Source organism: Desulfosporosinus sp. I2 (genome assembly GCF_000960765.1).
Classification (GTDB): Bacteria; Bacillota; Desulfitobacteriia; order Desulfitobacteriales; family Desulfitobacteriaceae; genus Desulfosporosinus.
Map to the genome: position 1 here is coordinate 34,161 of NZ_JYNH01000018.1, position 22,658 is coordinate 56,818.

The 22,658-nt window shown below is 42.6% G+C and carries 21 protein-coding genes and 1 pseudogene; all 22 read right to left on the reverse strand.

The window, feature by feature from the left end:
• Positions 1–28 precede the first annotated feature (28 nt).
• Complete coding sequence (locus UF75_RS06950) at positions 29–3,160, reverse strand: efflux RND transporter permease subunit (protein ID WP_045573879.1); 3,132 nt, start codon at positions 3,158–3,160, stop codon at positions 29–31.
• Entirely contained in the window at positions 3,157–4,371 is a 1,215-nt protein-coding gene (locus UF75_RS06955) for an efflux RND transporter periplasmic adaptor subunit (RefSeq protein WP_052693050.1), read from the reverse strand. Before UF75_RS06955 ends, UF75_RS06950 begins: the two co-directional genes overlap by 4 nt.
• Before the next feature lie 258 nt (positions 4,372–4,629).
• Positions 4,630–5,802: a TolC family protein gene (locus UF75_RS06960; protein WP_045573880.1), complete on the reverse strand. Its 1,173-nt coding sequence runs from the start codon at positions 5,800–5,802 to the stop codon at positions 4,630–4,632.
• Positions 5,803–5,829: 27 nt separating this feature from the next.
• Positions 5,830–7,011 (reverse strand): TolC family protein, encoded by a 1,182-nt coding sequence (locus UF75_RS06965; RefSeq protein WP_082075051.1) that lies wholly within the window; start codon positions 7,009–7,011, stop codon positions 5,830–5,832.
• A gap of 85 nt (positions 7,012–7,096) precedes the next feature.
• Positions 7,097–7,423, reverse strand: a complete 327-nt coding sequence (locus UF75_RS06970) for a hypothetical protein (protein WP_045573881.1) — start codon at positions 7,421–7,423, stop codon at positions 7,097–7,099.
• Positions 7,424–7,446: 23 nt separating this feature from the next.
• Positions 7,447–9,105 carry a S41 family peptidase gene (locus UF75_RS06975; protein WP_045573882.1) on the reverse strand — a complete coding sequence of 553 codons (1,659 nt, stop codon included), beginning with the start codon at positions 9,103–9,105 and terminating at the stop codon, positions 7,447–7,449.
• 151 nt (positions 9,106–9,256) lie between these two features.
• Entirely contained in the window at positions 9,257–10,765 is a 1,509-nt protein-coding gene (locus UF75_RS06980; protein WP_045573883.1) for a DEAD/DEAH box helicase, read from the reverse strand.
• A gap of 279 nt (positions 10,766–11,044) precedes the next feature.
• Positions 11,045–11,956 (reverse strand): Rpn family recombination-promoting nuclease/putative transposase, encoded by a 912-nt coding sequence (locus UF75_RS06985; protein ID WP_045573884.1) that lies wholly within the window; start codon positions 11,954–11,956, stop codon positions 11,045–11,047.
• 180 nt (positions 11,957–12,136) lie between these two features.
• Complete coding sequence (locus UF75_RS06990) at positions 12,137–12,391, reverse strand: hypothetical protein (protein ID WP_045573885.1); 255 nt, start codon at positions 12,389–12,391, stop codon at positions 12,137–12,139.
• 41 nt (positions 12,392–12,432) lie between these two features.
• Positions 12,433–12,645: a hypothetical protein gene (locus UF75_RS06995; protein WP_045573886.1), complete on the reverse strand. Its 213-nt coding sequence runs from the start codon at positions 12,643–12,645 to the stop codon at positions 12,433–12,435.
• 12 nt (positions 12,646–12,657) lie between these two features.
• Positions 12,658–12,822, reverse strand: a complete 165-nt coding sequence (locus tag UF75_RS29905; protein WP_242860147.1) for a hypothetical protein — start codon at positions 12,820–12,822, stop codon at positions 12,658–12,660.
• Positions 12,823–13,297: 475 nt separating this feature from the next.
• Entirely contained in the window at positions 13,298–13,693 is a 396-nt protein-coding gene (locus UF75_RS07005; RefSeq protein ID WP_242860148.1) for a hypothetical protein, read from the reverse strand.
• A gap of 123 nt (positions 13,694–13,816) precedes the next feature.
• Positions 13,817–15,904 carry a cell wall-binding repeat-containing protein gene (locus UF75_RS26170; RefSeq protein WP_052693051.1) on the reverse strand — a complete coding sequence of 696 codons (2,088 nt, stop codon included), beginning with the start codon at positions 15,902–15,904 and terminating at the stop codon, positions 13,817–13,819.
• Positions 15,905–16,047: 143 nt separating this feature from the next.
• Positions 16,048–16,197 (reverse strand): annotated as a pseudogene (locus tag UF75_RS26870) (ATP-binding protein); the annotation flags it as partial.
• A 34-nt stretch (positions 16,198–16,231) separates the two neighbouring features.
• Positions 16,232–16,456, reverse strand: a complete 225-nt coding sequence (locus tag UF75_RS29910) for a hypothetical protein (RefSeq protein ID WP_242860149.1) — start codon at positions 16,454–16,456, stop codon at positions 16,232–16,234.
• A 22-nt stretch (positions 16,457–16,478) separates the two neighbouring features.
• On the reverse strand, positions 16,479–16,670 hold the full coding sequence (locus UF75_RS29915) for a transposase (RefSeq protein WP_052693052.1): 192 nt from the start codon (positions 16,668–16,670) through the stop codon (positions 16,479–16,481).
• Between the two features lie 471 nt (positions 16,671–17,141).
• Positions 17,142–19,001 carry an O-antigen ligase family protein gene (locus UF75_RS07020; protein WP_045573888.1) on the reverse strand — a complete coding sequence of 620 codons (1,860 nt, stop codon included), beginning with the start codon at positions 18,999–19,001 and terminating at the stop codon, positions 17,142–17,144.
• 191 nt (positions 19,002–19,192) lie between these two features.
• On the reverse strand, positions 19,193–19,429 hold the full coding sequence (locus UF75_RS29920; RefSeq protein WP_082075052.1) for a transcriptional regulator: 237 nt from the start codon (positions 19,427–19,429) through the stop codon (positions 19,193–19,195).
• A complete protein-coding gene (locus UF75_RS07025; protein ID WP_045573889.1) occupies positions 19,425–19,715 on the reverse strand; it encodes a hypothetical protein in 291 nt (96 codons plus the stop codon). Before UF75_RS07025 ends, UF75_RS29920 begins: the two co-directional genes overlap by 5 nt.
• A 100-nt stretch (positions 19,716–19,815) precedes the next feature.
• Positions 19,816–21,147 (reverse strand): UDP-glucose/GDP-mannose dehydrogenase family protein, encoded by a 1,332-nt coding sequence (locus UF75_RS07030; RefSeq protein WP_045573890.1) that lies wholly within the window; start codon positions 21,145–21,147, stop codon positions 19,816–19,818.
• 256 nt (positions 21,148–21,403) lie between these two features.
• Positions 21,404–22,279 (reverse strand): hypothetical protein, encoded by an 876-nt coding sequence (locus tag UF75_RS07035; RefSeq protein ID WP_052693054.1) that lies wholly within the window; start codon positions 22,277–22,279, stop codon positions 21,404–21,406.
• Between the two features lie 162 nt (positions 22,280–22,441).
• The coding region (locus tag UF75_RS29615; protein WP_207642472.1) for a hypothetical protein at positions 22,442–22,658 on the reverse strand (217 nt) is incomplete at its 5' end.

Here is a 22,658-nt window from a genome sequence, read left to right on the forward strand (position 1 = left end):
ATAACGTTGTATTCATCGAACTTCACCTTTAAACTGAGTGTGTTATAGTTGTTGAAGTTAGGTTCTTTTCCCTCTTTTTCTTCCTCGAGTCCCGAATATCTTCAAAAATAGTATAAATGACCGGGACTAGCAACAAGGTGGAAAAGGTAGAAAGAGTGAGTCCAAAAATAACAACTACAGCCATCGGAGCCATTGTCTCCGAACCTTCTCCGATGCCTAAGGCCATCGGAATAAGGCCCAGAATGGTAGCAAGTGAGGTCATAATAATGGGTCGCAAGCGAATCGGCCCAGCGTTTTCAATAGCCTCCTCACGTTCCTCCCCTCGTTCTCTGCGTTTATTAATATAATCCACCAAAACGATGGCATTACTTACGGCAATTCCGATCAGGAGAATCAATCCAATAAACGAAGGCACACTTAAGGTCTTTCGGGTAATGAAGAGTCCCAGCATCCCTCCAGAGAATCCCATGGGCAAGGATAAAATAATCGTAAATGGATGCAGCAAGGATTCGAACTGTGAGGCGAGAATCATGTAAACGAGCAGGATTGCTAGAATTAACGCCAATCCTAAATCCTTGAACGAGTCGGTGAGTTCTTTATTTTGCCCAACCACTTCATAAGTATACCCATCAGGGATCTTGTACTCTTTTAACTTAGCCTCAATATCTGTCGTGACGCTCCGAAGATCCCGGTTCATGATTTGACTTGTGACATGAACTACACGAGTCTGTCCCGTACGGTCAATCATGACCGGCCCACGGTCCAGTGTAACCTTGGCAACTTGGCTTAACGGAATAGTAATCCCTGTAGGGGTGGGAATGGGAGTCTGTTCTAAGTTCGCCAGACTCGTCTTATAGGTATCATCTCCACTGAGCACGACATCGATTTCATTTCCTTGATAACGATAACGGGTAGCCGTTGTTCCTGAGATGGTACCCTTTACGGCTTGAGAAATCTGAGCAGCTGTTAAGCCAAACTGCACAGCATTAGGCCGATCGATCTTAATCACGACTTCAGGAATCCCCTCTGTCATGCTGGTTTTGACTTCACGAGTCCCGTCTACCGACGCAACGGTCTTCTGAATCTCCATACCAATCTTTTTGAGTTGATCGAGTTCTTCTCCTTTGATGGCAATGTCAATCGGGGTTGTGGATCCGCCCATTCTCATAGTGTCTGTAAGGGTCACATTAATTTCAGCACCAGGCAGGTCTTTGGTCAGCGAACGAATCTCATCGCCCACCTCTCCGACGCTTCGCTTGCGGTTCTTTAAATCAATCAGTTGAATATTAATGTTACCTGTATTCGCGGTATCCCCTCCAATTGAAAGGCCCCCGCTGGTCCCGATTTGAGTAAAGACTGTTTTAACCTCTTTGATTCCCTCGAGTTTCTTCTCGATTTCCAGAACTGTGTCTTCAGTCTCACGAAGTTTCGCTCCATCCGGCAGCGTCACTTTCACGCTGAGTTGTCCCACATCAGTTGCCGGCATAAATTCTGCCCCTAAGCTAAGGGCCGAGGCCGCTGAAAGAACAAAGATCACCGTGGCCAGCGCAACGACAGTCTTGCGATGATGCAGTCCATAGTGTAAAAATCTCCGATATATGGTCTCAACGCGCCCAAAGAGTCGATCAAACCACCGACTAAAGCGATCAACAACCCCTTTAGGTCCTCTGCGGCCTTCAGGTATCGCCTCAGTTTGCATGAGCTTGGCCGAAAGTGTCGGAACCAAGGTCAAAGAAACGAGCAGCGAAGCCGCTAGGGATATCGTAACAGTCAGGGCTAGCTCACGGAAAATCGTGGCCACCATTCCTTGCACAAAGACAATTGGAAGAAAGACTGAAACCGTGGTCAACGTGGAGGCGAAAATTGCCATTCCGACTTCTGAGACCCCTTTAATTGCCGCTTCTGTCTTCGAATATCCGGCTTTTCGATGCCGATGAATGTTTTCTAAAGCGACGATATTATCATCGACTAAGCGTCCCATTGCTAAGGACAGTCCCCCGAGCGTCATCATATTAAGGGTAATCCCAGCAAAGTAGAGTACGGCAAAGGTCGCCATCATGGCAATAGGGATCGCCGTGGCAGTAATAAAGGTTGTACGAATATTATGGAAGAAGAGAAAGACCACAACAATCGCTAAGAGCCCACCCAGAATGGCCTCGTTTTCAACTGTTTTAATGGATTGCTTGATCGCGATAGACTGATCCATCACGGTATCAATCTTCAGATCCGGAAAGTCTTTCTTAAAGGATTCAACCGTGGCATTGACCTCATCCGCCACTTTCACGGTATTCGTACCAGATTGTTTTTGGATAGAGATACTGATACTTTTTTCTCCATTTGTTTTGGATATCGCGGTGATTTCTTTAGGTTCTATTCCGACATCGGCAATATCTTTTAATTTGATCTGCCCTCCGTTCGTGAGAGGGATTAATAGTTCTTTAATTTCATCCACTGATTGGAATTCGCCGGTCGTCCGGATCGTCAGGTCCTGGGTTCCTTTTTGCACTTGGCCCCCAGGAGCATTAAGGTTTTCCGCACCAATGATTCTGGCTAAAGAATCAATCGTCAACCCATACCCTTTCATTTTCTCCATATGGGTGCTAATCTTAACCTGATTTTTATATCCTCCGGCAACTGTAACTGAGGCCGCACCTGCAACCCGTTCGAGCTTCGGTTTAAGCGTGTCTTCTGCGATCGACTGCAACTTAGCGAGATCCGCGTCCTTCGCAGAAAGGGAGAGTTGAACCACAGGCATCTGCGTAAGGTCAATCTTCATGACCATCGGGGCCCCTACATCGGAAGGAAAGAGACGTTTGACCAGATCTACTTTTTCCCGCATTTGGAGGGTTGCGAAGTTCATATCCGTGCCATTCTTGAACTCAGCGATAATGATCGAGCGCCCCTCGGTTGTGGTTGAACTCACCTTATCAATATTTTCCACGGTAGCGACGGCGCCTTCCAGTGGATTGGTAATAATCTTTTCAATTTCCTGGGGCCCAACGCCTGTATATTCCGTCACGATAATCGATACTGGAATATCAATTTTAGGTAGCAAATCAATCGGCAAGCGTGACATGGAAATGCCACCTAAAAGCATGATAATCAGCATTAGCATGATGATGGTCACCGAACGCTTGACCGAAACCTCCGCTAATTTCAAGACGCGTCCCCTCCTACAACCTTGACTTTGCGTCCTTCATCGACTAAGGTTTGTCCTTTGATAATCACCTTGTCGTCAAGGTTTAATCCTTTGAGAATCTCAATATCGACTCCCGTATCCAGGCCCGTGACCACCTCTTTAGCGACGGCTTTATCTCCTTCAACGACATAAACGATGGTCTTTTCATTTTTTAGGACGACGGCCTCGCTTTTAATCGCCATTACGTCTGCCTTCTCCTCGGTCGTTAGCTCGACCTTGGCAAACATGCCAGGCTTAATTAAGCCATTGGGATTCTCAAATGAAATTTTGAGAGGATAGAGCTGAGTTCGGGGATCTGATGAAGGACTGATATTCTCAATTTTCCCGACAATATTAGTCTCTGACACTGAAGGAACCTTGACTTTGACCGCTTTATCTTTTGTGAGGCGGTTCACCAAATTCTCCGCGACACTCAGTGAGCTGTAGACACTCCCTGTATTCGTAAGACCTATTGCTGCTTGGGCACTCGTGGCCATATTACCCACTTGAACATTGACCTGTGAAACAGTTCCAGCAACGGGGGCAGTCACAGTGGCATTATCCAAAGCTTCGCGTGCCTGGGCGAGTTGGACTTGAGCGAGTTCGAGACTACTGTCCGAAGCTTGCACTTGTAGCTGCTCGATTTGACTGGCGAAGGTTGCTTCTAATTCTTTGACACCCAGCGTGGTTTGATCTAACTGCACTTTCGAAACTGCTCCAGCCTCGAAAAGAGCCTTCATATTCGCTAAGTTCTTTTGTGCATCCGTGATCTTGCCTGCAGCAAGGGTCTTCGTACGCTCAAGAGATGCTTTCGCCGCACTCCAGAGTTCTTGGCTGTTCTGATATCTGGCATTCGCCAACTGGAAGGCACTCCTCAAATCTGTCGCATCAAGGGTGAAAAGAATATCTCCCTTCTTGACAGGGTCCCCCACGTTCACCAAGACAGAGTCTACTTTACCCGGCACCTTCGGAATGACAGAAACATCCGTATCGGACGTAATTTTCCCACTCAAAATTGCGGTATTCGTAAGTGTTTTCTTTCCTGCCGCTTCTACTTGTACCGGTATATATTTCTCTTCTACCACCGCTGCTGCGGGCTTACTCGTGAGTCCACGTCCCACAAAAACCAGCACTACGAGTACCCCGAGTGAAATTAGAATTCTTTTGCCTGTTTTCCCGATTTTCCTCTCCAACGCTATTCTCCTCCACTTTAGTTCTTACTTCTCGACCGTTCAGCCAAAACCGACCATTCGGTCATCTTATTAGTTATATATGATATCTTACTGGAAATCAATCCCTTTGACTAAACTATTCATTCAACCTCGCCAAAGGAGAGAATTTTCAAAGAAGAGGAAGCCTCACCGTCTAGTTAAGGTCACGATGTGGATCTTCCTCTTACCGATTACAATTCACTCTAGTACAATAATTACTGACCAGATGTACCCTAGGGATTAATTATCTAAACTATTTTGGAAATTAGCCGCCGCTGTCATATAGGCATTAATATCCTGCTGCAAGGTATACTGATCATTTAAGAGTGTATTTTGAAGCACAATCATCTCAAGACTACTCGACTTCCCGACCTCAATATTCTTTTGCATAACATCAATATTGATCTGATCTGCTTCAACCGTCAATTTATCCGCTTCAACGGTGTTTTCCAAAGTCTTTAACGTGTTATAAGCGGTTCTAAAATCGACTTCCAGCTTAACGGGTAAATTGGCAAGTGTTGCTTTCTTGTCCTCAATACCTATTTGGACTTGGTCTGCCACCATTAAATCTGAATAATAAAAATCAATGTCATACTCAATCTTTGAGATGTCAATATCCTGTTTAGTTTTGGGAATCTCGAAATTATTCTCAATAGCCTTGCCAATTTTGTTATCAAGATCTGAATCGTCAAACTTAGTATACTGGATGAGCTTGGAAGTTAGAATAACTTCTCGATTAATATCAACGCCCAGGTCTTGTTTAAGGGTAATCATTGAACTATTGCTACTGTTGATGATCGCTTTTTGAGCTGCTTCCAGCCTACTTTTCTGAGCAGTGTAAGAATATAATTCGGAGGGGACCTTTAAGCCAAGTTCGATCTGAAGGTTAACCTGGCTAATGACTGTGTCAAGATTCGCAAGCTGCGTCTTAAAATTATCCGCCTGCTGCTGAAGGGTTAAAATTCTTTCGTATTCGTTGGTTATTTGGACCTTCAGTGCCTTTAATTGAGTCTCTCGGTCGTGCTTGGCATTATCCAAGGTCCATTGAGATCGCTTATAATTCAGATCTCGTTCTTTTTTAGAATCTTCATCAACAACCCCTGTGTTGGCCTCATGCCTCGCTAAAGCTTGTTGATTTTGTTTGTCAAGGATCAGTAGTTTACTGTCCATTAATTTCAGCGCGCTGTTGCCTGTTTCCATAGACTTCAAAGCCTCTTCAAGCGAGAGATTCAACGTCGAATTATCGACTGGTGGTATCGGTGTTACCGATGGTTCAGTTGGCTCAGTTGTACTCGTGGCAGGAGTCTCTGAATTGGGCTGGGCGACACTATCTAAAGCCAAAGTACTGTGAGTTGACAAGGCAATTGAAGCGGAAAGCAGAAGCGCGAAAAACGTTAAATACTTCTTTTTCAAGTTAGACACCTCCAAGTTTTTAGTTTCTTAATTTCGATCTCTTCGATTTGTCGGATTTGGATTATTCTTTGACTTAGATTGGGTAGTTGAACCGCTCATCGCTTTAAGATTTGGCACATAACCAATGCCACAGGCCGAATCCATCATAGTTTGCATTAACCAAGCATCTAATTGTGCATTTTTGTAATTAATATCCGCTTGAGCTCTGGCAACTTTGGCATCGTCAAACTCTTGTAAGGAAATCTGGGAACTATTGAACCTGATTTCCGCTGCTTGATAATTGAGTTTAGCCAGATCTTCAAGATCTCTCTTCTCTTCCATGGCCTTCATAGCACTTCCCAAATCCTTGTAGAGATTCGTAATATTCTGCTGAACAGTTATTTTAGCAAGATCTAACTCGTTTTGGGCATTGTCTATCGCATACTCTTGTTGCTGAATATAGAAATCAAAATCCGTGGGTATTTCTGCCTTGCCATATTCATATTCCTTCTTAGCGAGTTCGAGCGTACTTTGCGCATCGATTATATCCGCTCGATTGGCCAAGGCCACGCCGACATAATAATTTAAAGATTTTATCTGAGCTGCCGGGGTTATGTTTGAATCTTGTAGTGTCGAGTATTGCTTGGATATGTCCTCCCCCATCGCCTTATTCACAGCCATAGAAGCCGAGTTAAACCCTTTTTGGGCACTATTATAGCGATACTTGGCTTTAAGATAAGCAATCTCACTCAATCTTAACTGAGACTGGGAAACCATGCCTAACGTCTCCTGAAGCTTAGCCTTTCTGTAGTCGGCATCACTCTCATTCATAAGACCTTGTTGTATGTTCAACGCGTAATTAACTTTTAAGAGGTTAATATAGTCTTTGTAGGATGCGAGTCTTACTCCATTTGTAATTACAGATTGCAAATGGTTAACCTTTTCTAAATTGTTTTCTGCTATCAAAGGAGAAAGAATGATTGATTTAACGATTGAATATGAATTTTGATATTGCAAGCTTCCTCTAGCCCCATTCACCATCCCATTAGTATCAGCATGAATCTTTTGGGCTTCCGTTACCTGTCTATTAATGGACTGGACGCCTTCAGAATTTTTTATCGACTGTATGGCAACTTTTTCTATGTCCAGAGAATCGGCTGCCGCCACGACCGTGTTAGCTGAAATTAGCAACATAAAAACTACCAATAAAATCGAAATTCCTTTTTTCACATGGACTCCTCCTTTACCCGACTATCAAAACCGACTGTTCGGTCACTAATTATTTATACGCTAAAATTAACAAGAAATCAATCCCTTATTTTCGAACCTCTCTCCACAAAGCCTTCACTTGTTTAATGACCTCCAGGAACATGGTAACCAAGCGTAAAGGATTCTTCCTCATCTCCTCAAGACTGACTGCCACCTCACCAACCGTGCCACCTACCAACTCACTGGTTTGTCTTACAATATGAGTCACTGTCTGAACATCCTCCAGCATATACGGTAAATGTGTGTTTAGCTCTTGAATGGTTTGCTTAGCTTCATCGGTGAGTTTTCGGACAGAGCGAATCCCAATGGCAAGTTCAATGCCGAGCACCCCTAAAATGATGGTCACTACAAGAGCACATACTTCATAAACCATGGCCCGTTCCTCCACTCCTTGTTTTAAGGCCTTTTGTCCAAATCCCAGAGAGCCCAACCATAATCTAGAGCTTGCAGGCCCTTACTGTTTGATCCGGTTATAGGCTCTTGAAACTTATTAAAGGACTGAATTTTCGTGGTATCCTCAGCTGCCGTATCTTTGATCGTCTGAGCAATCGCGACAGCGCCTTCAGACATGGCAAGCCCATTAACATCTAAGACTGAAGGATGGATAACCAGCCAATAGGTTGTATTCGGATTCAAGGCCGCGTTTGGAATGACTTGCACATCTGCAGTCCCTAAGGGTTCAAACTGCGCAGGGGTTCTCTCGCCCGTTTCACTATTAATCAGCTCTAGACTTGTGCTATTCACGCTTTGGCAATTGACCGACCCATTGAAATGCACAGTGAACTTCTTGTCGAGCGGTACTGCCGATAATTCACTGATTTTGTGATAACCTGGATAATAGAGAGCATATCGCTCAACTTGAACATTCGCAGCCACCGAGTTCTTAAGTTCTCCCCATGCCTGCCAGTAATCTGTGGTCCTAGCTTTGGCAAGTGCCTCAGTTTCGTTCGATAACATTAATTCTGCAGCCCTAAGCGAATCCGCATGCCGAATTTCAACATCGGGTTTAACCCCGATTTTATTGATCCCATGCCCAAGTGGGGAATAAAAACGATCCACTGTCATTTTAAGAACCCCTCCATTGGAAAGGGTAAACATACTCTGAACCGTCCCCTTGCCATAAGTTGTTGTTCCGACAAGAGTTGCCTTTTGATGATCTTTAACTGCCGCAGAAAGAATCTCTGAAGCACTAGCACTGTTTCCATTTGTTAAAAAGATAACCGGCTGACTCAAGGTAAAGCCGTGATCCGGTGCCTTGTATTCTGACACTGAACCGGTTCGGTCTTTGATCCCCACTACAACATCTGGCCCTATGAAGAAACCTGCCAGGTCAAGCGCCGCACTCAAATATCCTCCTCCATTATCCCTCAAATCCACAATCCATCCATTGACATTTTTGCTTCTTAACTGTTTAACGACCGTCTGGAATTCTGTCGGGGTATCTGAACCAAAGGAATTAAGGTCCAGATAGCCGATATGCCCATCAAGCATCTCGCCCGTTATGGTGGGTTCAGTAATCGCTCTCCGCGTGACATTAAAATCTCGAGTCTCCGTTTCTTGCTTGACTCTGATCTGAACAGTACTTCCTTCAGGACCCCGAATTAAGGCAATCACCAAGTCCGAAGGCAGCCCGACCAACGATTGACCATCTGCACTAACAATCAAATCCCCAGATTTGAGCCCTGCTTCCTCTGCTGGTGAACCAGAAATCACAGAGACGACTCTCACTCCCTCAGATTCCACATCAATATGTATCCCGATCCCATAAAAACGCATATCAATGCTCCCCACAAAGTCCTTGTATTCCTCAGGGGTGAAATAGATCGTATGCGGGTCTCCCAGACGCTCAAGCGTCTCATCCACGGTTGGAGCGTTTAAGACCTCCGCCGCAACAGGGTCAACATATTGATTTTGAAGCAGTTGCCGAATTTCTGGCAAAACATCAACATCAGAAGCCAGAACAGGCACCGTAGAACTCATAATCAAGGTTAAAATGAGCATCAAGTTTAAAAGTATATGCCCAACTGCCTTCTTCCGTAAAAATCTTACAAGCATCTTTTCTATAGTCCCCCTCGAAGTTCTTATAACTCACCTTGAATGTTAGATTCGACACATTGCTGGATTTACCTTCGAGCTTGTTAAAAAGTTCTTTTAAGATAACAAAAAAGGAAAGGGTTACCACCAACCCTTTCCAATCTTAAAACTATTAACCGTTTCGTTTATTATCTCGTCCTCTTTGGGCTCCTGCAGCTCCACCACGTACATCGCTGCCTTTTCTCCTAGACCACGTGTCAACCTTTTGTCCATAGCCGTCTCTGTTGTAATTTCCCTGAGGTCTTGCATTTCCCATGGGTCTTGCATTTCCCATGGGTCTTGCATTTCCCATGCTTCTCCCCCGCATAGGAGCAGATTCCGTCAAGCGAACTTCGACCGCTTCTGGTTCCTTCGTGATAATTTTCAAGGCTGCACATAAAAGAGTCACTGAGTCGTTTTCGGCGAGTAGCTCTTCGGCGACACCTTTATACTTCTCGATATCTTCCTCAGCGATTACTCTGAGGATCTCGGTCATCGTTAAGCGTTGCTGACCTTGTACAGCCTCAACGATAGTGGGTATCGGTTTACGAATAATCCTGCGTTTAATGACCTGTTCGATCAGTCTTAGCATACCGATCTCTCGTGGTGTGACTAGCGAAATCGCTAAACCTGATTTTCCTGCTCGACCAGTCCGTCCTACTCGATGCACGTAGCTCTCCGGATCTTGAGGAATATCAAAGTTGAAGACATGGGTTACTCCGCTAATATCAAGTCCTCGAGCTGCAACATCCGTCGCGACCAATACTTCGACCGTTCCATCTTTAAACTGTCTCAAGACGCTGTCTCTCTTGCTCTGAGTCAAGTCACCGTGAATTCCCTCTGCAGAGTAACCCCGCTTACTTAGAGCCTCGGAAATTTCATCCACTCGCCGCTTGGTTCGAGCAAAGACAATCGACAGATCAGGAGATTGTATATCAAGAATTCTTGATAAGACCTCAAATTTAAGCCGTTCGGTTACTTCCACATAATGTTGCTCAATGTCGGCGACCGTTACACCCGTTGCCTTGATACTGATCAGTTGCGGCTCTATCATGAACCGCTGGGCAATATTTTGAATCTGACGAGGCATAGTAGCAGAAAAGAGTAGGGTCTGACGCTCAACTGGAATCTCCTTCAAGATCGTTTCGATATCTTCTAAAAAGCCCATATTGAGCATTTCATCCGCCTCATCTAAAACGACAATTTTGATATCATTAAGGCGAATAGTTTTCCTTCTCATATGATCCATAAGTCGTCCCGGAGTCGCCACAATAATATGGGGTCTCTTCTTAAGGGCTCTGATTTGCCAATCAATTCCTTGTCCTCCATAAATGGGCAAGGCGTGGATGCGTTTAAACTGACCAATCTTATTTAATTCTTCTGCAACCTGGACAGCCAATTCTCGAGTCGGTGCCAGAACAATCCCTTGAATTTGTTCGGCTTGCTCCATAATCTTCTCCACTAGTGGGATTCCGTAAGCTGCTGTTTTCCCAGTTCCTGTTTGAGCCTGTCCGATCAAATCCCGCCCCTGCAGGGCTAAAGGGATTGTCAGTTCTTGAATAGGAGTCGTTTCTTCAAACCCCATGTTGATAATTGATCGGATAACCGGTTCGCTTAACTTTAAGTCTATAAATGTTGCCAATAGTTTCATACTCCTTTTTTGTATTTCTACCTATTAAGTTTTCCAATTGCGTCTCTATCTATAACTGCGCATAAAAATCTTTACTCTATCCTATAACCGCCGAAACAGAACATCCACGATCGCGCGTGAGTTTCGCAACGGGCAAAAGACGCTTTGGTACCCAAAAAAATATTATATCACATTGTTATAGGAATTAATACCTAATGTTCCAGATTACATAAAATAAAAAATGAACCATTCCCTCCCTGTCGGCACTTTTGGATGATAGGACCTTAGATGCTATTGAGAGACTAAATAATCGTGAACGAGAGCCGTTGCTTCATCTAAATGCGTAACCAGAAAAATTTTATTAGTGATCCGTCCGAGTACCTCTAAGTCCCTGATCGCGCGTAACTTTTCCTGAAGGGCTTGAGACTCTGCACCGAAACGAACTTCGAGATATTGACAAATAGCTTTTGCCTCACCCTCTGCCTTTGCCGCCGCCAGATTGGTAGCATCAGAGAAGATTGCCTTCTCCCGCATGTCATAAAGCCGTCGTTCCTGAGCATTGGCTTTGAACTGTTCCTCAATTGAGAGCGCTTTACCAATCATTGGATTACTCATCACTATTGCCTCCAATCCTTCCCCTTGAATATCACTGAGATAGACTAGCCATTCTTCCAAGGCATTTTGAGGTCCTCTCTTTAAGTGCTTGAGCTTGGGTAACTCTAAATAGTGTAGCTCTATATCGTCATTGAGCTTTTCCCGTGTCTCATCGTCCCAAAGATGAAAGACATGATGATAGCGATCATCCTTTTTGAACCACTCAAACCCCAGGATACTAATACCGATCGTAGGCTTCAATTCATTGTAGAGCTTCCCGTGCTGGAGCTGCCGATGATACAGAGATGCCCAATAATATAAACTTCGCTGGTCAATAAAGACCTGATCGGCCACTTGCACTTCAATCTGGTAGATATGACCTAGTTCTGTGGTTGCGACCACATCTAAGCGAATTGCTTTGTCCATATACCGTTCTGGATCAATTTCTCGATCCTCCAACTTAACCGTTTTGATTCGATTGTGAGGGGGTCTATTCTGCGTGGCATTCAGAAAATCTATTAGAATGTCTGATCCTTCCTCAGAGCCGAAGACATATTTGAAGAAGTAATCATTCGTCCTACGTAAGACAAATGTAGAATCACTCGCCATGAATCAATACCTCCTTACTCTCATATTATACCAACTATTTGTTCAACTTTCATCTTATGCTTAGAATTTTCTCCTTCCGTTCTTTGTGTAGGACATAGAAAAAGCCTCACGATCCGTCATTGGATCGTGAGGCTTGATTGATTGGCTACATTTCTAATTAATGATATAAGACTCCAGATACTATCGGGAGACTAGATAGTCTTCAACGAGAGCCGAAGCTTCATCAAAATTGGCGACAACAAAAATTTTATTAGTAATCCGTCCCAGTACCTTCAAGTCCCGGATCGTGCGTACCTTCTCCTGAAGAGCTTGAGACTCTATGCCAAAACGCACTTCAAGGTATTGACAAATGGTTTCTGCCTTACCCTTTGCCTCAGCCGCCGATAGACTGTTCTGGCCTTTTCTGCGTTCCAGTAAGAATAGCCATCGTACCAACGGATCTTGTTGGAGTGTGACTTCTCCCTCCTACTTTAGGTTTAATTCCAGTCAATGTCTGAATGGTTAACGGTTTCACCATTGGCTATTTCTTTTTCTGATTGGGTTAACCTCTCTCTCTCCAGAGGTGTCAGCTTTGTGAAATCACTGTCCCATGCAAGGACTATTCTTTTAATCATTTCAAATGCCAACTCCTGTTCCGACTCAGGAAGCATATCAATCATATCAATAATTTGCTTTGAAACTGCGGACATATTATCATCTCCTTACTTGTAAATGTCCCCTCGTGATCCGATATCCTTAATCATTAAGACTTCTTCGTCATTAAGATTAGTATACTCATATAATACCCGATATTTTCCTATTCGCAAACGAAAAGCAGGAGGATTTACGCCCTGCATCTGCTTAATATCACCCTTTGTGTACTTCAAGCAGCCCTTCTATTCCTGTTTTAATTCTCTGCTTTATAGATTTATCAAAACTATTGATCGCTTTGACTGCAACTCTGGAATATACAATTCGCAAGCTCTTCTCTCCCTTCATTCATATGCATAATATAACATTTTACCAACTTATTCCATTAATTTCAATCCTTCCTTAATCTATGAGCAATGCAGAAAAGATCTCACGTTCTGTTGCAGGAATGGGCCGCCTTGGGGTCGTACCCAATGTCATCAAGCTATCCTTACATAAAATATAGGTTGTTCATTTCCCGTCGAAATGAGCAATAAAATATATAATATAACTCGAAAAATACCATAAATCACTCCAAAAGCCTCATGTCCTTCTGGTTGAACGTGAGGCTAGACTAATTGGCTACATTTCGAATATATGATATATGTCTCAAACGTACACAGACACGGTTTTCTTGATCTATATTTCTCCTTGAGTTTTGTTGGGCCTACTTCATGGTTTGAACGAAATAAAGTCAGTAGTTTTTCCGTCAATGACCACCTGTGCTGTGATCGAACGGCCGGGGTAACTAGTCTTCAATTGAGTTAAAAATTCATTGGCTAAATTATGAGCGTAGTCTTTGGTAACTCCGCTTTTAAAGGTAATATCCCCGTAGACTATCCCATTTTGCTCATAGATCTGGGTGCCTAAGACATCCTTTTGAGCCATGATTTGTTTGGATACTTCAGTATTTGCAGTCACAAGAGGAGTCCCTGCCGGGACTGGTGTCAGATGCACTGCATTTGGAGCTTGTGTTGCTGCCGCATTTTGTTGAGTGTTACTTGACGGAGTCTGTTTTGTTCCACATCCTCCTAGGACTATACTGATTATTAATATGATCAATCCCATTAATAATCTTCTACTTCTAAACAAGTACCCACGTCCTCTCATGCAAATGATTAGTCTGAACTCGAAGTAAGGCTTCGTCGTGGGTATTATACCATTAATTTTGGCATCTTCAAAATCGATAACTTAATCTGTAATAGTTACTCTGACATCAGACTTATTCAATGTATATAAATCATAAAAAGAGATAATTGGATGAGATATGAACCACTTGCCATCTCCGGAATAAGTAACTTCACCCTGCGCTAATCGAATGGCCGGTAAGGTTGTATAGTAATCTTGATATAAAACGTTCCCCAAAAAGCTAGCACCGGGATAATTTGTGGCAATATCGTTACTTAAACTTGCAAAATAAAGCATAATCTCACCTTGATGATTTGTAGTCAAGAAATCCATCCAAGTTCCAAAATCTTGACTAACGATCATTCCATGAACGCTTACCTTACTCAAACCTGTTTTATAATCATTGACCTTCCAAGTAAAGCGAACGGATTTTCCAGCAATAGTCAAGACATTATAATGACTATTTAAGAACGTTGCAAATTCGTCATCGGTCTTTATTTCTGTTTCTTTACTAGTGGGACCTCCATGGGGTAGTTGTGCTAAGGTTAGATCTATATCCTGAGTTAACGTCAGCTTTAACAGATTAATGGGAATTGCAAAGTTCAAATTTTGTCCGTCAGTCAGACCTGCAGAAGTAATTCCAATCACTTCTGCCTGTTCATTCACTAACACTCCACCACTTGACCCCAAAGAGAGTGGTGCCGAAATTTGAATATAAGTGGCTCCATTGACTATTCTTGATTTGGAACTAATTAAACCATCACTCATCGTGTCATTCAAACCTAAAGGATTACCGATTGTGTAGATTTTATCTCCAGTACCAATCTTGTCGGAATCTCCGAGACTAACCGGCTGTAAGCCAGAAGCATTGATTTTAATCAGCGCCATATCTTGCGCAGAATCATAGGCAAAAACCTTTGAGACGTCATAGGTTTTCCCATCGTAGGTTTTGACCTTTGCCGAATATGCTCCTTTAATGACATGATAGTTTGTCGCAATTTTACCCGTTGAGTCAATAATAAATCCGCTGCCACTTGCTATTGGTATACCATTAGAATCACTAACTTCGATATAAACAACTGAAGGACTCACTATCTTCGCAATTTCACTTGGCTTGTAAATAATACCTGGCGTTATGTCCTCTGTAGATGGATTTGTATATCTCTGGACTATAGTTGAAGGCATTACTGCTTCACCGCCAAGAATAATAAGTTGCTTCGTTAAGATATTCTTAGTGTTGAGATAACTAGCAGTAGTATTATTAAAGATATTATCGACTAATACGATAGGAGCATTCTTACTTGAGGCATAAGCACTTCCTGCAAGGGCATCTGCAAAACCATTTCCAGTCGCCAGAAAGGTATTACTAAAATCAAACTTAGTATCAAATCGATTTAACACGGCGATATTTCTAGTGTATTTATCATTTCCTGTTATTCTTTCAACGTTAGGGAATTGGTTAGATACTGACTCAGCGATTTGCTCAAAGTTTCCTATTAAGTAGGTATGGGTTATAGTGTTTGAACTTAAATAATTCTTAATACTTTCGGTCAAATAATCCCTAGGAACTAATATAATAGGTGATTTATTAAGGGCGGATATTGAAGAGATTGACAAAGCGTCTGCATAATCGTCACCCGTGACCACTTTAATTTCTTGCACAGCCCCTATCGTTTTTGCTATTTCTATGGCTGTATCGTATTTATTGTTGCCCGCTAAGCGAGTCACATTAATCCCGATATCTTTAAGTTGGTTTTCGACGGTTGATGAAACTACCACAGTTCCACCTACGATGTAAACATTTTTCACTTTAAGATCTTGTAAAGTTTGTTTTGTAGTAAGTGTCAAACTCTGTGCTTCTGTTAGTAATATAGGTGCGTTAAACTTTCGGGCTAATGGAGCAGCCGCCAAGGCATCGGGGAAATTTTCCCCATAGGCTAGAATAGCATAATCAGATTGTGACCAACCTTCTTTTGCAATAGCAGAAGACGTATCATATTGAGTATAGCCAGCAATTCGATGAACCAAAGGCGAAGCGCTAGTATTGCTAACAAAGATTATCTGGAAAGTGAATACAGAAATTATTACTGCGAGTATACTATACCATTTATATTCCTTGAGTTTCTTTCTGAAAAGATACATATATACCATCTGACAACTCTCCCTATTCACACTTTTGTTATCTATCTCTTTCTACGCTTCAATTGTATATCCTCCTTATAGCTACTGATAAACTTTATAAATTTTAGGGTACTGGGGGTACGACCCCCACACATTTATGAACTTCGATTCAATTTTAACACTTCATAATCCGTACATCGGCACCTTGATTGCCCGTAATAACCACAAGGACAGGGATTCATTGCTGATACAAGCATGAAATTAGCTGGAAAAGTGCCCGTGCTCTTTACACGTGAAACCGTCACAACCTTATCTTCCATCGGCCAAAGCAAAAGAGTTTACAACAGTCGCCATTATTTATCCTCCTCGACTACATCCGCTTATTCTAAGTTTAGGATCAGAGAAATAGCACAAGGTCTTAGCCGTATCTACCGGAGAAGGGGAAGTACCCTCTATATATGCTCTGTAACTACTCCACTGGTAGTCTCGTGGATTCAGGACGATACCCGCTTTGACAGGATTAAGGTGTATATAGCGATTGAGCGCCAAGAAATATTGGTCATCCTCGATCACCTCGGCCAAAAACGGCCTTGCATCAGCTGCCCTACGAAGCGGTACTTCTTATTAAAAAAAATTTCATGATTTTTCCAGGTTCAGTCGTGATCGTCTCAAGCTGAAAATGCACATGATTGCTCATCAGACAGTAGGCATGTAGTATAAACGGATGTTTATCTTTAACCTGTGCTAACATGCTCAGGTATACTTGCCGGTCTTCATCATCTCGAAAGATCGCCAACCGATGGTTGCCCCCTACTCATAATATGATAACCAGCTATCCTCAATTTTCTTGCCATCTCTACTCCTCCCTTACAATTCCCTATTATTTATTTATTCGCCATCTTATTCCAACTTCCTATTCGCTTTCCTTTGGAAATGTTATTTTATACCTATATTTTAACACTTAAAAAAGAGCCTTCGTCTAATTATGACGAAAGACTCTTTCGCTTTATTATCAGAATAGTTCCCTCTTGTGTGGGGGGCAGACCCCGGGGGAAGGAGCCGCTGGGCGACTTACCCCGTTAGGTGAGAAGCGACAACAAGGGGGAGGAATAAATTAATACGCTTTATATCCTGTCCCCGCGCCAAGTGATACAGAATTAACTGGTTTAAACTAACATTCTCTCTTTCGGCCTGTTTGGCTCGATCAATGATAAAAGCAGTCGGCAGAAGCTGACTGCTTTTATCATTGATCTTGTTTATACGTATTTTAAGTACGTATTTTGTTTTTGTCCAGCTCCCCGTTCGCTAATTGGGGACTCAAACCCTTCTGCTCCAACATATAATTAATACTAATCCCCAGCCCTAAAAGTACCCAAAATACTGGCGCCACTGAAACGACACTATCGTTAAAAAAGGCTGCCCCCAGATAACCGCAAACGGCCACAAAGATAGCTACTCCTGCCCTAGAAACAAAATCACTATAATCATTCCTAATATAAAGCTTGGCACTTCTTACAAAATAAGCAATGAATAATGATAAAAGCGCCAAGAGAGAGATAATCCCAGTGTTTAGCCCAACTTGCAAATATAAATCATGAGGTTTATCTACCACCTGCCACATATCACCACTATAAGCATAGAATTTCCCCATAAAATCATTCTGTGGGAAATAAATAGCAAATGTATCCGGTCCGTACCCTACAAATAAAGTATGTTTCAGTAAAGGAATTGATCTGGACCAGATGTATCCCCGTGACGATCCCAACAATTCTTTCCCTTCAAATCCCCACTTTTCTATCGGTTGAATATTAACCACTTTACCTTTGCCATTTAGAAGAGCGACTTGATTATTAACTAGACTAAAGTTCAATTTAAGAATACCCTTCTCTAATTGGAGAGCTTTCATGTTATTGGGCTTGCCTGATGTTATCTTATAGTCCTTGTACCGATCATCCTGCAAATCAACCTTGCCAGTGCTTTGCTCAAATTTCATGCCGATCGGCTGATCCGCTTTGTCCTTGAACGTGATTTGATCACCGTTTACTTCAAACGTTAGTGTCTCGGTGGGCGTCACTAACGTCGCCTGGTTCCCTTTAATATCTAGCCCTTGCAGGAGGATATTATCTTTGGCATCATCGTGCCCTGTGCTTTGAGTAATATCGACCGCGTTGTTAAGCAAGGAACCTATCCTAGAGCCCAGATAACCGTTGGACATGTAATTAAGCCCGAACACTACAAGACCTATGATCACAAATCCGCTTAGAAAATACTTCCAGTCCCTAAGTATCACTTTGTTTATCATAATCATTAAAATTACAATTGCGATAGAGCCACCGAACATACCAGCGCGTGAAGTAGAACCAAGCCAATTAACCGCCATTAACAGAGCGAGCAAAGCGAAGAGCCCTTTAAGCCATCCTTTTTTTGTCAGGACAAAGAGGGTAAACGTTAAGGGGAAAAGCATGGCCATATAACTACCAACATAGTTGAGATGATAAAGGGTAGAGTATATAACAGTCTTACCAAATTGAAACTGCAATTTATCGGCCATTTGTTTAAAAGCCGCAGGCAAAATCAGGCTTTTACCAAAAACTGATTTAAAAAGATCATAGCCTATGTATTGAAACACACCAATAAGACCAATAATAATGGCTCCTGTGAACAAAGCCCCTAAGAGAACTTTGATATGCTCTTCCTTATTGACCAGATTAATGGTGACAAATAGAATTACCATATAGGCTAAAAGTACATACATTCCTTCATATCGATCGGGGAAACCCATTAGTGAGATATCCGTATACTGAGAAAACTCTGTAGAAAGAATCACAAAGAAAGCATACACTGCGATTGGTATGTAATAGTAGCTACCCCTTATTCTTTCAAATCCATAAAACATGACGATTAATGCCAAAACCCCGACTGCCAATATACTGCTAATTAAAATCCAAACCATCTTATAATACGAGAAAAAGTCCAAATTTTCTTTCTGACCGTTCCAAAAGTCAAAGGATGCGCCAGTTAAAGGTACCACTTTGAGATACACTATCAAGGGCACTACCGTTAGAAGAAACATCAGCGGCAACAATAAATACCAATTATAATTTATAACACTATTTTTCTTCGCCATGAATCTTTCACCTCCTAAAAACATGTAGTACATACAATAGTAACAAAACAATATGTGATATTATAGCATTTTTAGAGGAAAATTAGTATCAATTTTGGCCTTGCCCACTCCTTCTTCGCCTTTCACTAATTGACGAAAATGCCCCGTGCCCTATACTCGAAAACGAGGCGGTTGATAACTTCCTCTCTAATTTAAAGCCAAGTCATATTGTCCATGTAATCTCCCCCCGGAATCGGAGTGAGTTTGCTTCTCAGCGGTTCTGCGATGTCCCTCAGTCTTTGATCATCGATCTTCAAAATGTCCACGGTATCTAATTTGATCTTGTCCGCCAATTCTTTGACCGTCAGGTGCTGGATTATCCGAAGTTCTTTTACGGTTTTTTTATCCTGAAGCCAATCCCCAAAAAAACACGGTAATTCCCGCTTAATTCGCTAGGAAATCCTTTATTCCTTCCTGCGATGGCCTTAGACCATTTAATCCACTGCGCCTAATCTCTCCATGTTCACGTACGGAGTAAGCACTTCTCACAATAAAATACTTGCTCGATAGAGAGTACAAACTCTTCTCCAGCGCGTTTCGAATGGCCATAGCTACACTGTGGATTGGTTCGATCGGACTCAGAATAGGGAGTGCTCTTTTGTCCGTGATGACGTTCAATACAGAACACCAATCGGTATCCAGCTGGCCTTGAGCTCCGGTGACTAACACTTTCATCTGTCTCCCCCACAGTCGTTTAAACTTATCTGCTGGTCAATGATCTCTGTAAATTTTGCCCATATCCATAAGTACACTTCAGCTTGAATTTAAAAATGTTTCAGCATCCAACTCCTGAATACTTGAACATCTCTTTAATCTCAGTATTTTTCGAAAAGACATTACGCAAATCAAAGAAATAGTCATTTTTCATAACAGACTTAACTTTATCGAGATAGGCACCTCTGAACTGATGCCATTCTGTCATAAGAATAATGGCATCAGCCCCCTCCGCGGCTTCATATTCGTTTTTACAATACGTGATGAAGTCCTCTGTATCTTTCAATCTCCATTGTGCCTCCTTCATGCCTTCGGGGCAATAAGCTCGAACTTTTGCACCGGCATTAATAAGGGCACGGATAATGTCTATAGAAGGCGCATCGCGCACATCATCGGTTTCTGGTTTAAACGATAAGCCCCATATTGCAAAGGTGGCGTTTTCAATGGGAAACTCTTGCGAAACCGTGTTGATAATTCTTTCACTCATTTTCTGCTTCTGCTTGTTATTAGCCTTGATGGCAGCTTCAATGACCAGCATTTGCTCATCATATTTATGGGCAATATCTGCGATTGCCTTGGTATCCTTGGGAAAACAGGAACCTCCGTAACCAGGACCGGCATGTAAAAACTTTGAGGAAATTCTACCGTCCATTCCCATGCCCCGGGCAATCTCCTGAATATTAGCACCGACCTTATCCGCCAGCAGCGCCATCTCATTGATAAAGGAAATTTTCACTGCCAGAAAAGCATTGGAAGCGTATTTAATCATTTCCGCGGTCTCAAGGTTGGTGATCAGAAAGGGTGTCTGATTGATATAGAGCACATCATATACTTTTTTCATAATCTCAACTGCTTTTTTACTCTCAGTCCCGATGACAACTCTATCTGGCGTCAGGCAGTCGCGAACCGCTTTGCCCTCACGGAGAAACTCAGGATTGGATACGATGTCAAACTCAATGCTGACGCCCCGTTTATCAAGCTCTTCCTGAACAATATCCCGCACTATTTTTCCGGTGCCGACTGGAACGGTTGACTTGTCCACAATGACCTTATAATCGTTCAAGTATTCCCCAATGTTTTTAGCGACAGCCTGAACATATTGCAAGTCAGCGCTTCCGTCATCCTGGGGCGGCGTCCCAACCGCTATGAAAATAACATTGCTTTGTTCAACCGTTTCCTGTATGTTCATTGAGAAGTGTAGCCTACCAGAAGCGACGTTTTTGTCGAGCAGTTCTTTGAGCCCCGGCTCATAGATTGGCAGGATACCCTTTTTCAGCTTTTCGATCTTTTCCGATACTACATCCATGCAGATAACATTCATCCCGAATTCCGCCATTATAACGCCCTGCACCAGGCCAACATAGCCTGTGCCGATTACACCAATATTGCGCATAACGTCTCTGCTCTCCTTCTGAAATTCCTGTCTATTTAGATTCTTACACCCAATTTACCATTTTTTTAATGCCATCTATGCTTGCAACCTTTGGCTCCCAGCCAATTCTATTCTTTATTTTGCAATGACTGCCACAAAAAGCTATTGATTGCTTGATCCAGCAGGAATTTCTATACACTTAACTTAATATTTAATAGATTGTCCAGAATATCGAACAGCCCTAACAGCGATAATGATCAACCTTCTATATCCTATATCACTCCTTTCTCCTGAGAAGAATAGTTCCAAGAAAAAACATTAAATCTCCTATCACGGTTATCACTCGCCCTAACGCCACAGCCAGCAACAAATCCGCTTCAACAACTACACCCTTCAACAAAAATAACAGAACTAATTCCCGCACACCCACTCCGGCAGGCGCGCCAGGTGTAATCAGTCCAGCGAGCCAAGCAATAACAAAAGCACCGACTAATCCGATCACCATTTTAATAGTCAAGAAACCTGGTGAAATCATTACAAGCACTCCGATAAATATTAAGCCAGACATTACTAAGAATAACACCTGCCAGCCCAGCGCCAATGCCAATGAGAAATCAAGCCAGCGTCTAATCGCCAGACCCACGGCGAGTAGTATAATTACAAATAACATCAAGGCTACAAAAATGGGGAAGCTCTGCCACCACAGTGGCAGAGCCAATAGCCCAAACAAAGTGCCTGCGAATGCGATCAGCCCTAATTCCCATACGGAGGATTTAGCCAATGCCCAGCCAGGTACCTCAGCCGCCATACCTAACGCTTGTCGGCCAGCTAAATGAAAAATATTACCCGGAACATACTTAGCCAGTTGTGACACACCATATATATGAGTAGCCTGCAAAAAGCCAAGCGGCGTTCTTAAGAACACCAGAATTTGCTGCCAAGCCAAAACGAGCGCAACATTCATAATTGCGTATATAGTAGCAAGAACTGAAAATACTAACCAATCAGCAGACTGTATCCGCGACAGGTCAAGCTTGTCTATATTACCAGCAAGCCGTATCACAACAAAAACCACACCAATGAGTGAAAGCGCCCCACCAACCCATGATGAAACCAATTTTAATTTATTAAGGACTCCTCCGCGATCCATCATAATATACTATCACCATCCATCAGTTGAACAATTCGCAAAACCTTGTTTGAATTAGAGTTGTCCTGATAATATTAGTCTCTAGACTTTCGCCCAGCCGACTTATGGAAAAGCACTAAAATAGAACTGGATTATCAGCCTAGTCTATGAGACCAGATTCCAATACTACAAGTGTCTTATACGGCACAATACCATCGTCCAAGGTAGTGGGCTCTTTACTTCTAAAACATCGAAATACCGATTCACGAGTCGTAAAAAGCTTTTTTTCGACCAGTGCTGAATATGCCCAGGAGTATTTCCTAAATCGGGTATGTATTTCCCTCGTGCAAGATTGAGAATACGCCATAGCGGTTCCCGCGGTACACTTAAAATTATATGGTTC

What these genes read in the sequence shown, in the direction of transcription:
- UF75_RS06995 (WP_045573886.1), bottom strand. Translation starts at nt 12,645, where the DNA reads ATGTCCGCAGTTTCAAAGCAAATTATTGATATGATTGATATGCTTCCT.
- UF75_RS06985 (WP_045573884.1), bottom strand. Translation starts at nt 11,956, where the DNA reads ATGGCGAGTGATTCTACATTTGTCTTACGTAGGACGAATGATTACTTC.
- UF75_RS07005 (WP_242860148.1), bottom strand. Translation starts at nt 13,693, where the DNA reads ATGGGATTGATCATATTAATAATCAGTATAGTCCTAGGAGGATGTGGA.
- UF75_RS26170 (WP_052693051.1), bottom strand. Translation starts at nt 15,904, where the DNA reads ATGGTATATATGTATCTTTTCAGAAAGAAACTCAAGGAATATAAATGG.
- UF75_RS06975 (WP_045573882.1), bottom strand. Translation starts at nt 9,105, where the DNA reads ATGCTTGTAAGATTTTTACGGAAGAAGGCAGTTGGGCATATACTTTTA.
- UF75_RS06970 (WP_045573881.1), bottom strand. Translation starts at nt 7,423, where the DNA reads ATGGTTTATGAAGTATGTGCTCTTGTAGTGACCATCATTTTAGGGGTG.
- UF75_RS07025 (WP_045573889.1), bottom strand. Translation starts at nt 19,715, where the DNA reads ATGAAAGTGTTAGTCACCGGAGCTCAAGGCCAGCTGGATACCGATTGG.
- UF75_RS07035 (WP_052693054.1), bottom strand. Translation starts at nt 22,279, where the DNA reads ATGATGGATCGCGGAGGAGTCCTTAATAAATTAAAATTGGTTTCATCA.
- UF75_RS07020 (WP_045573888.1), bottom strand. Translation starts at nt 19,001, where the DNA reads ATGGCGAAGAAAAATAGTGTTATAAATTATAATTGGTATTTATTGTTG.
- UF75_RS07030 (WP_045573890.1), bottom strand. Translation starts at nt 21,147, where the DNA reads ATGCGCAATATTGGTGTAATCGGCACAGGCTATGTTGGCCTGGTGCAG.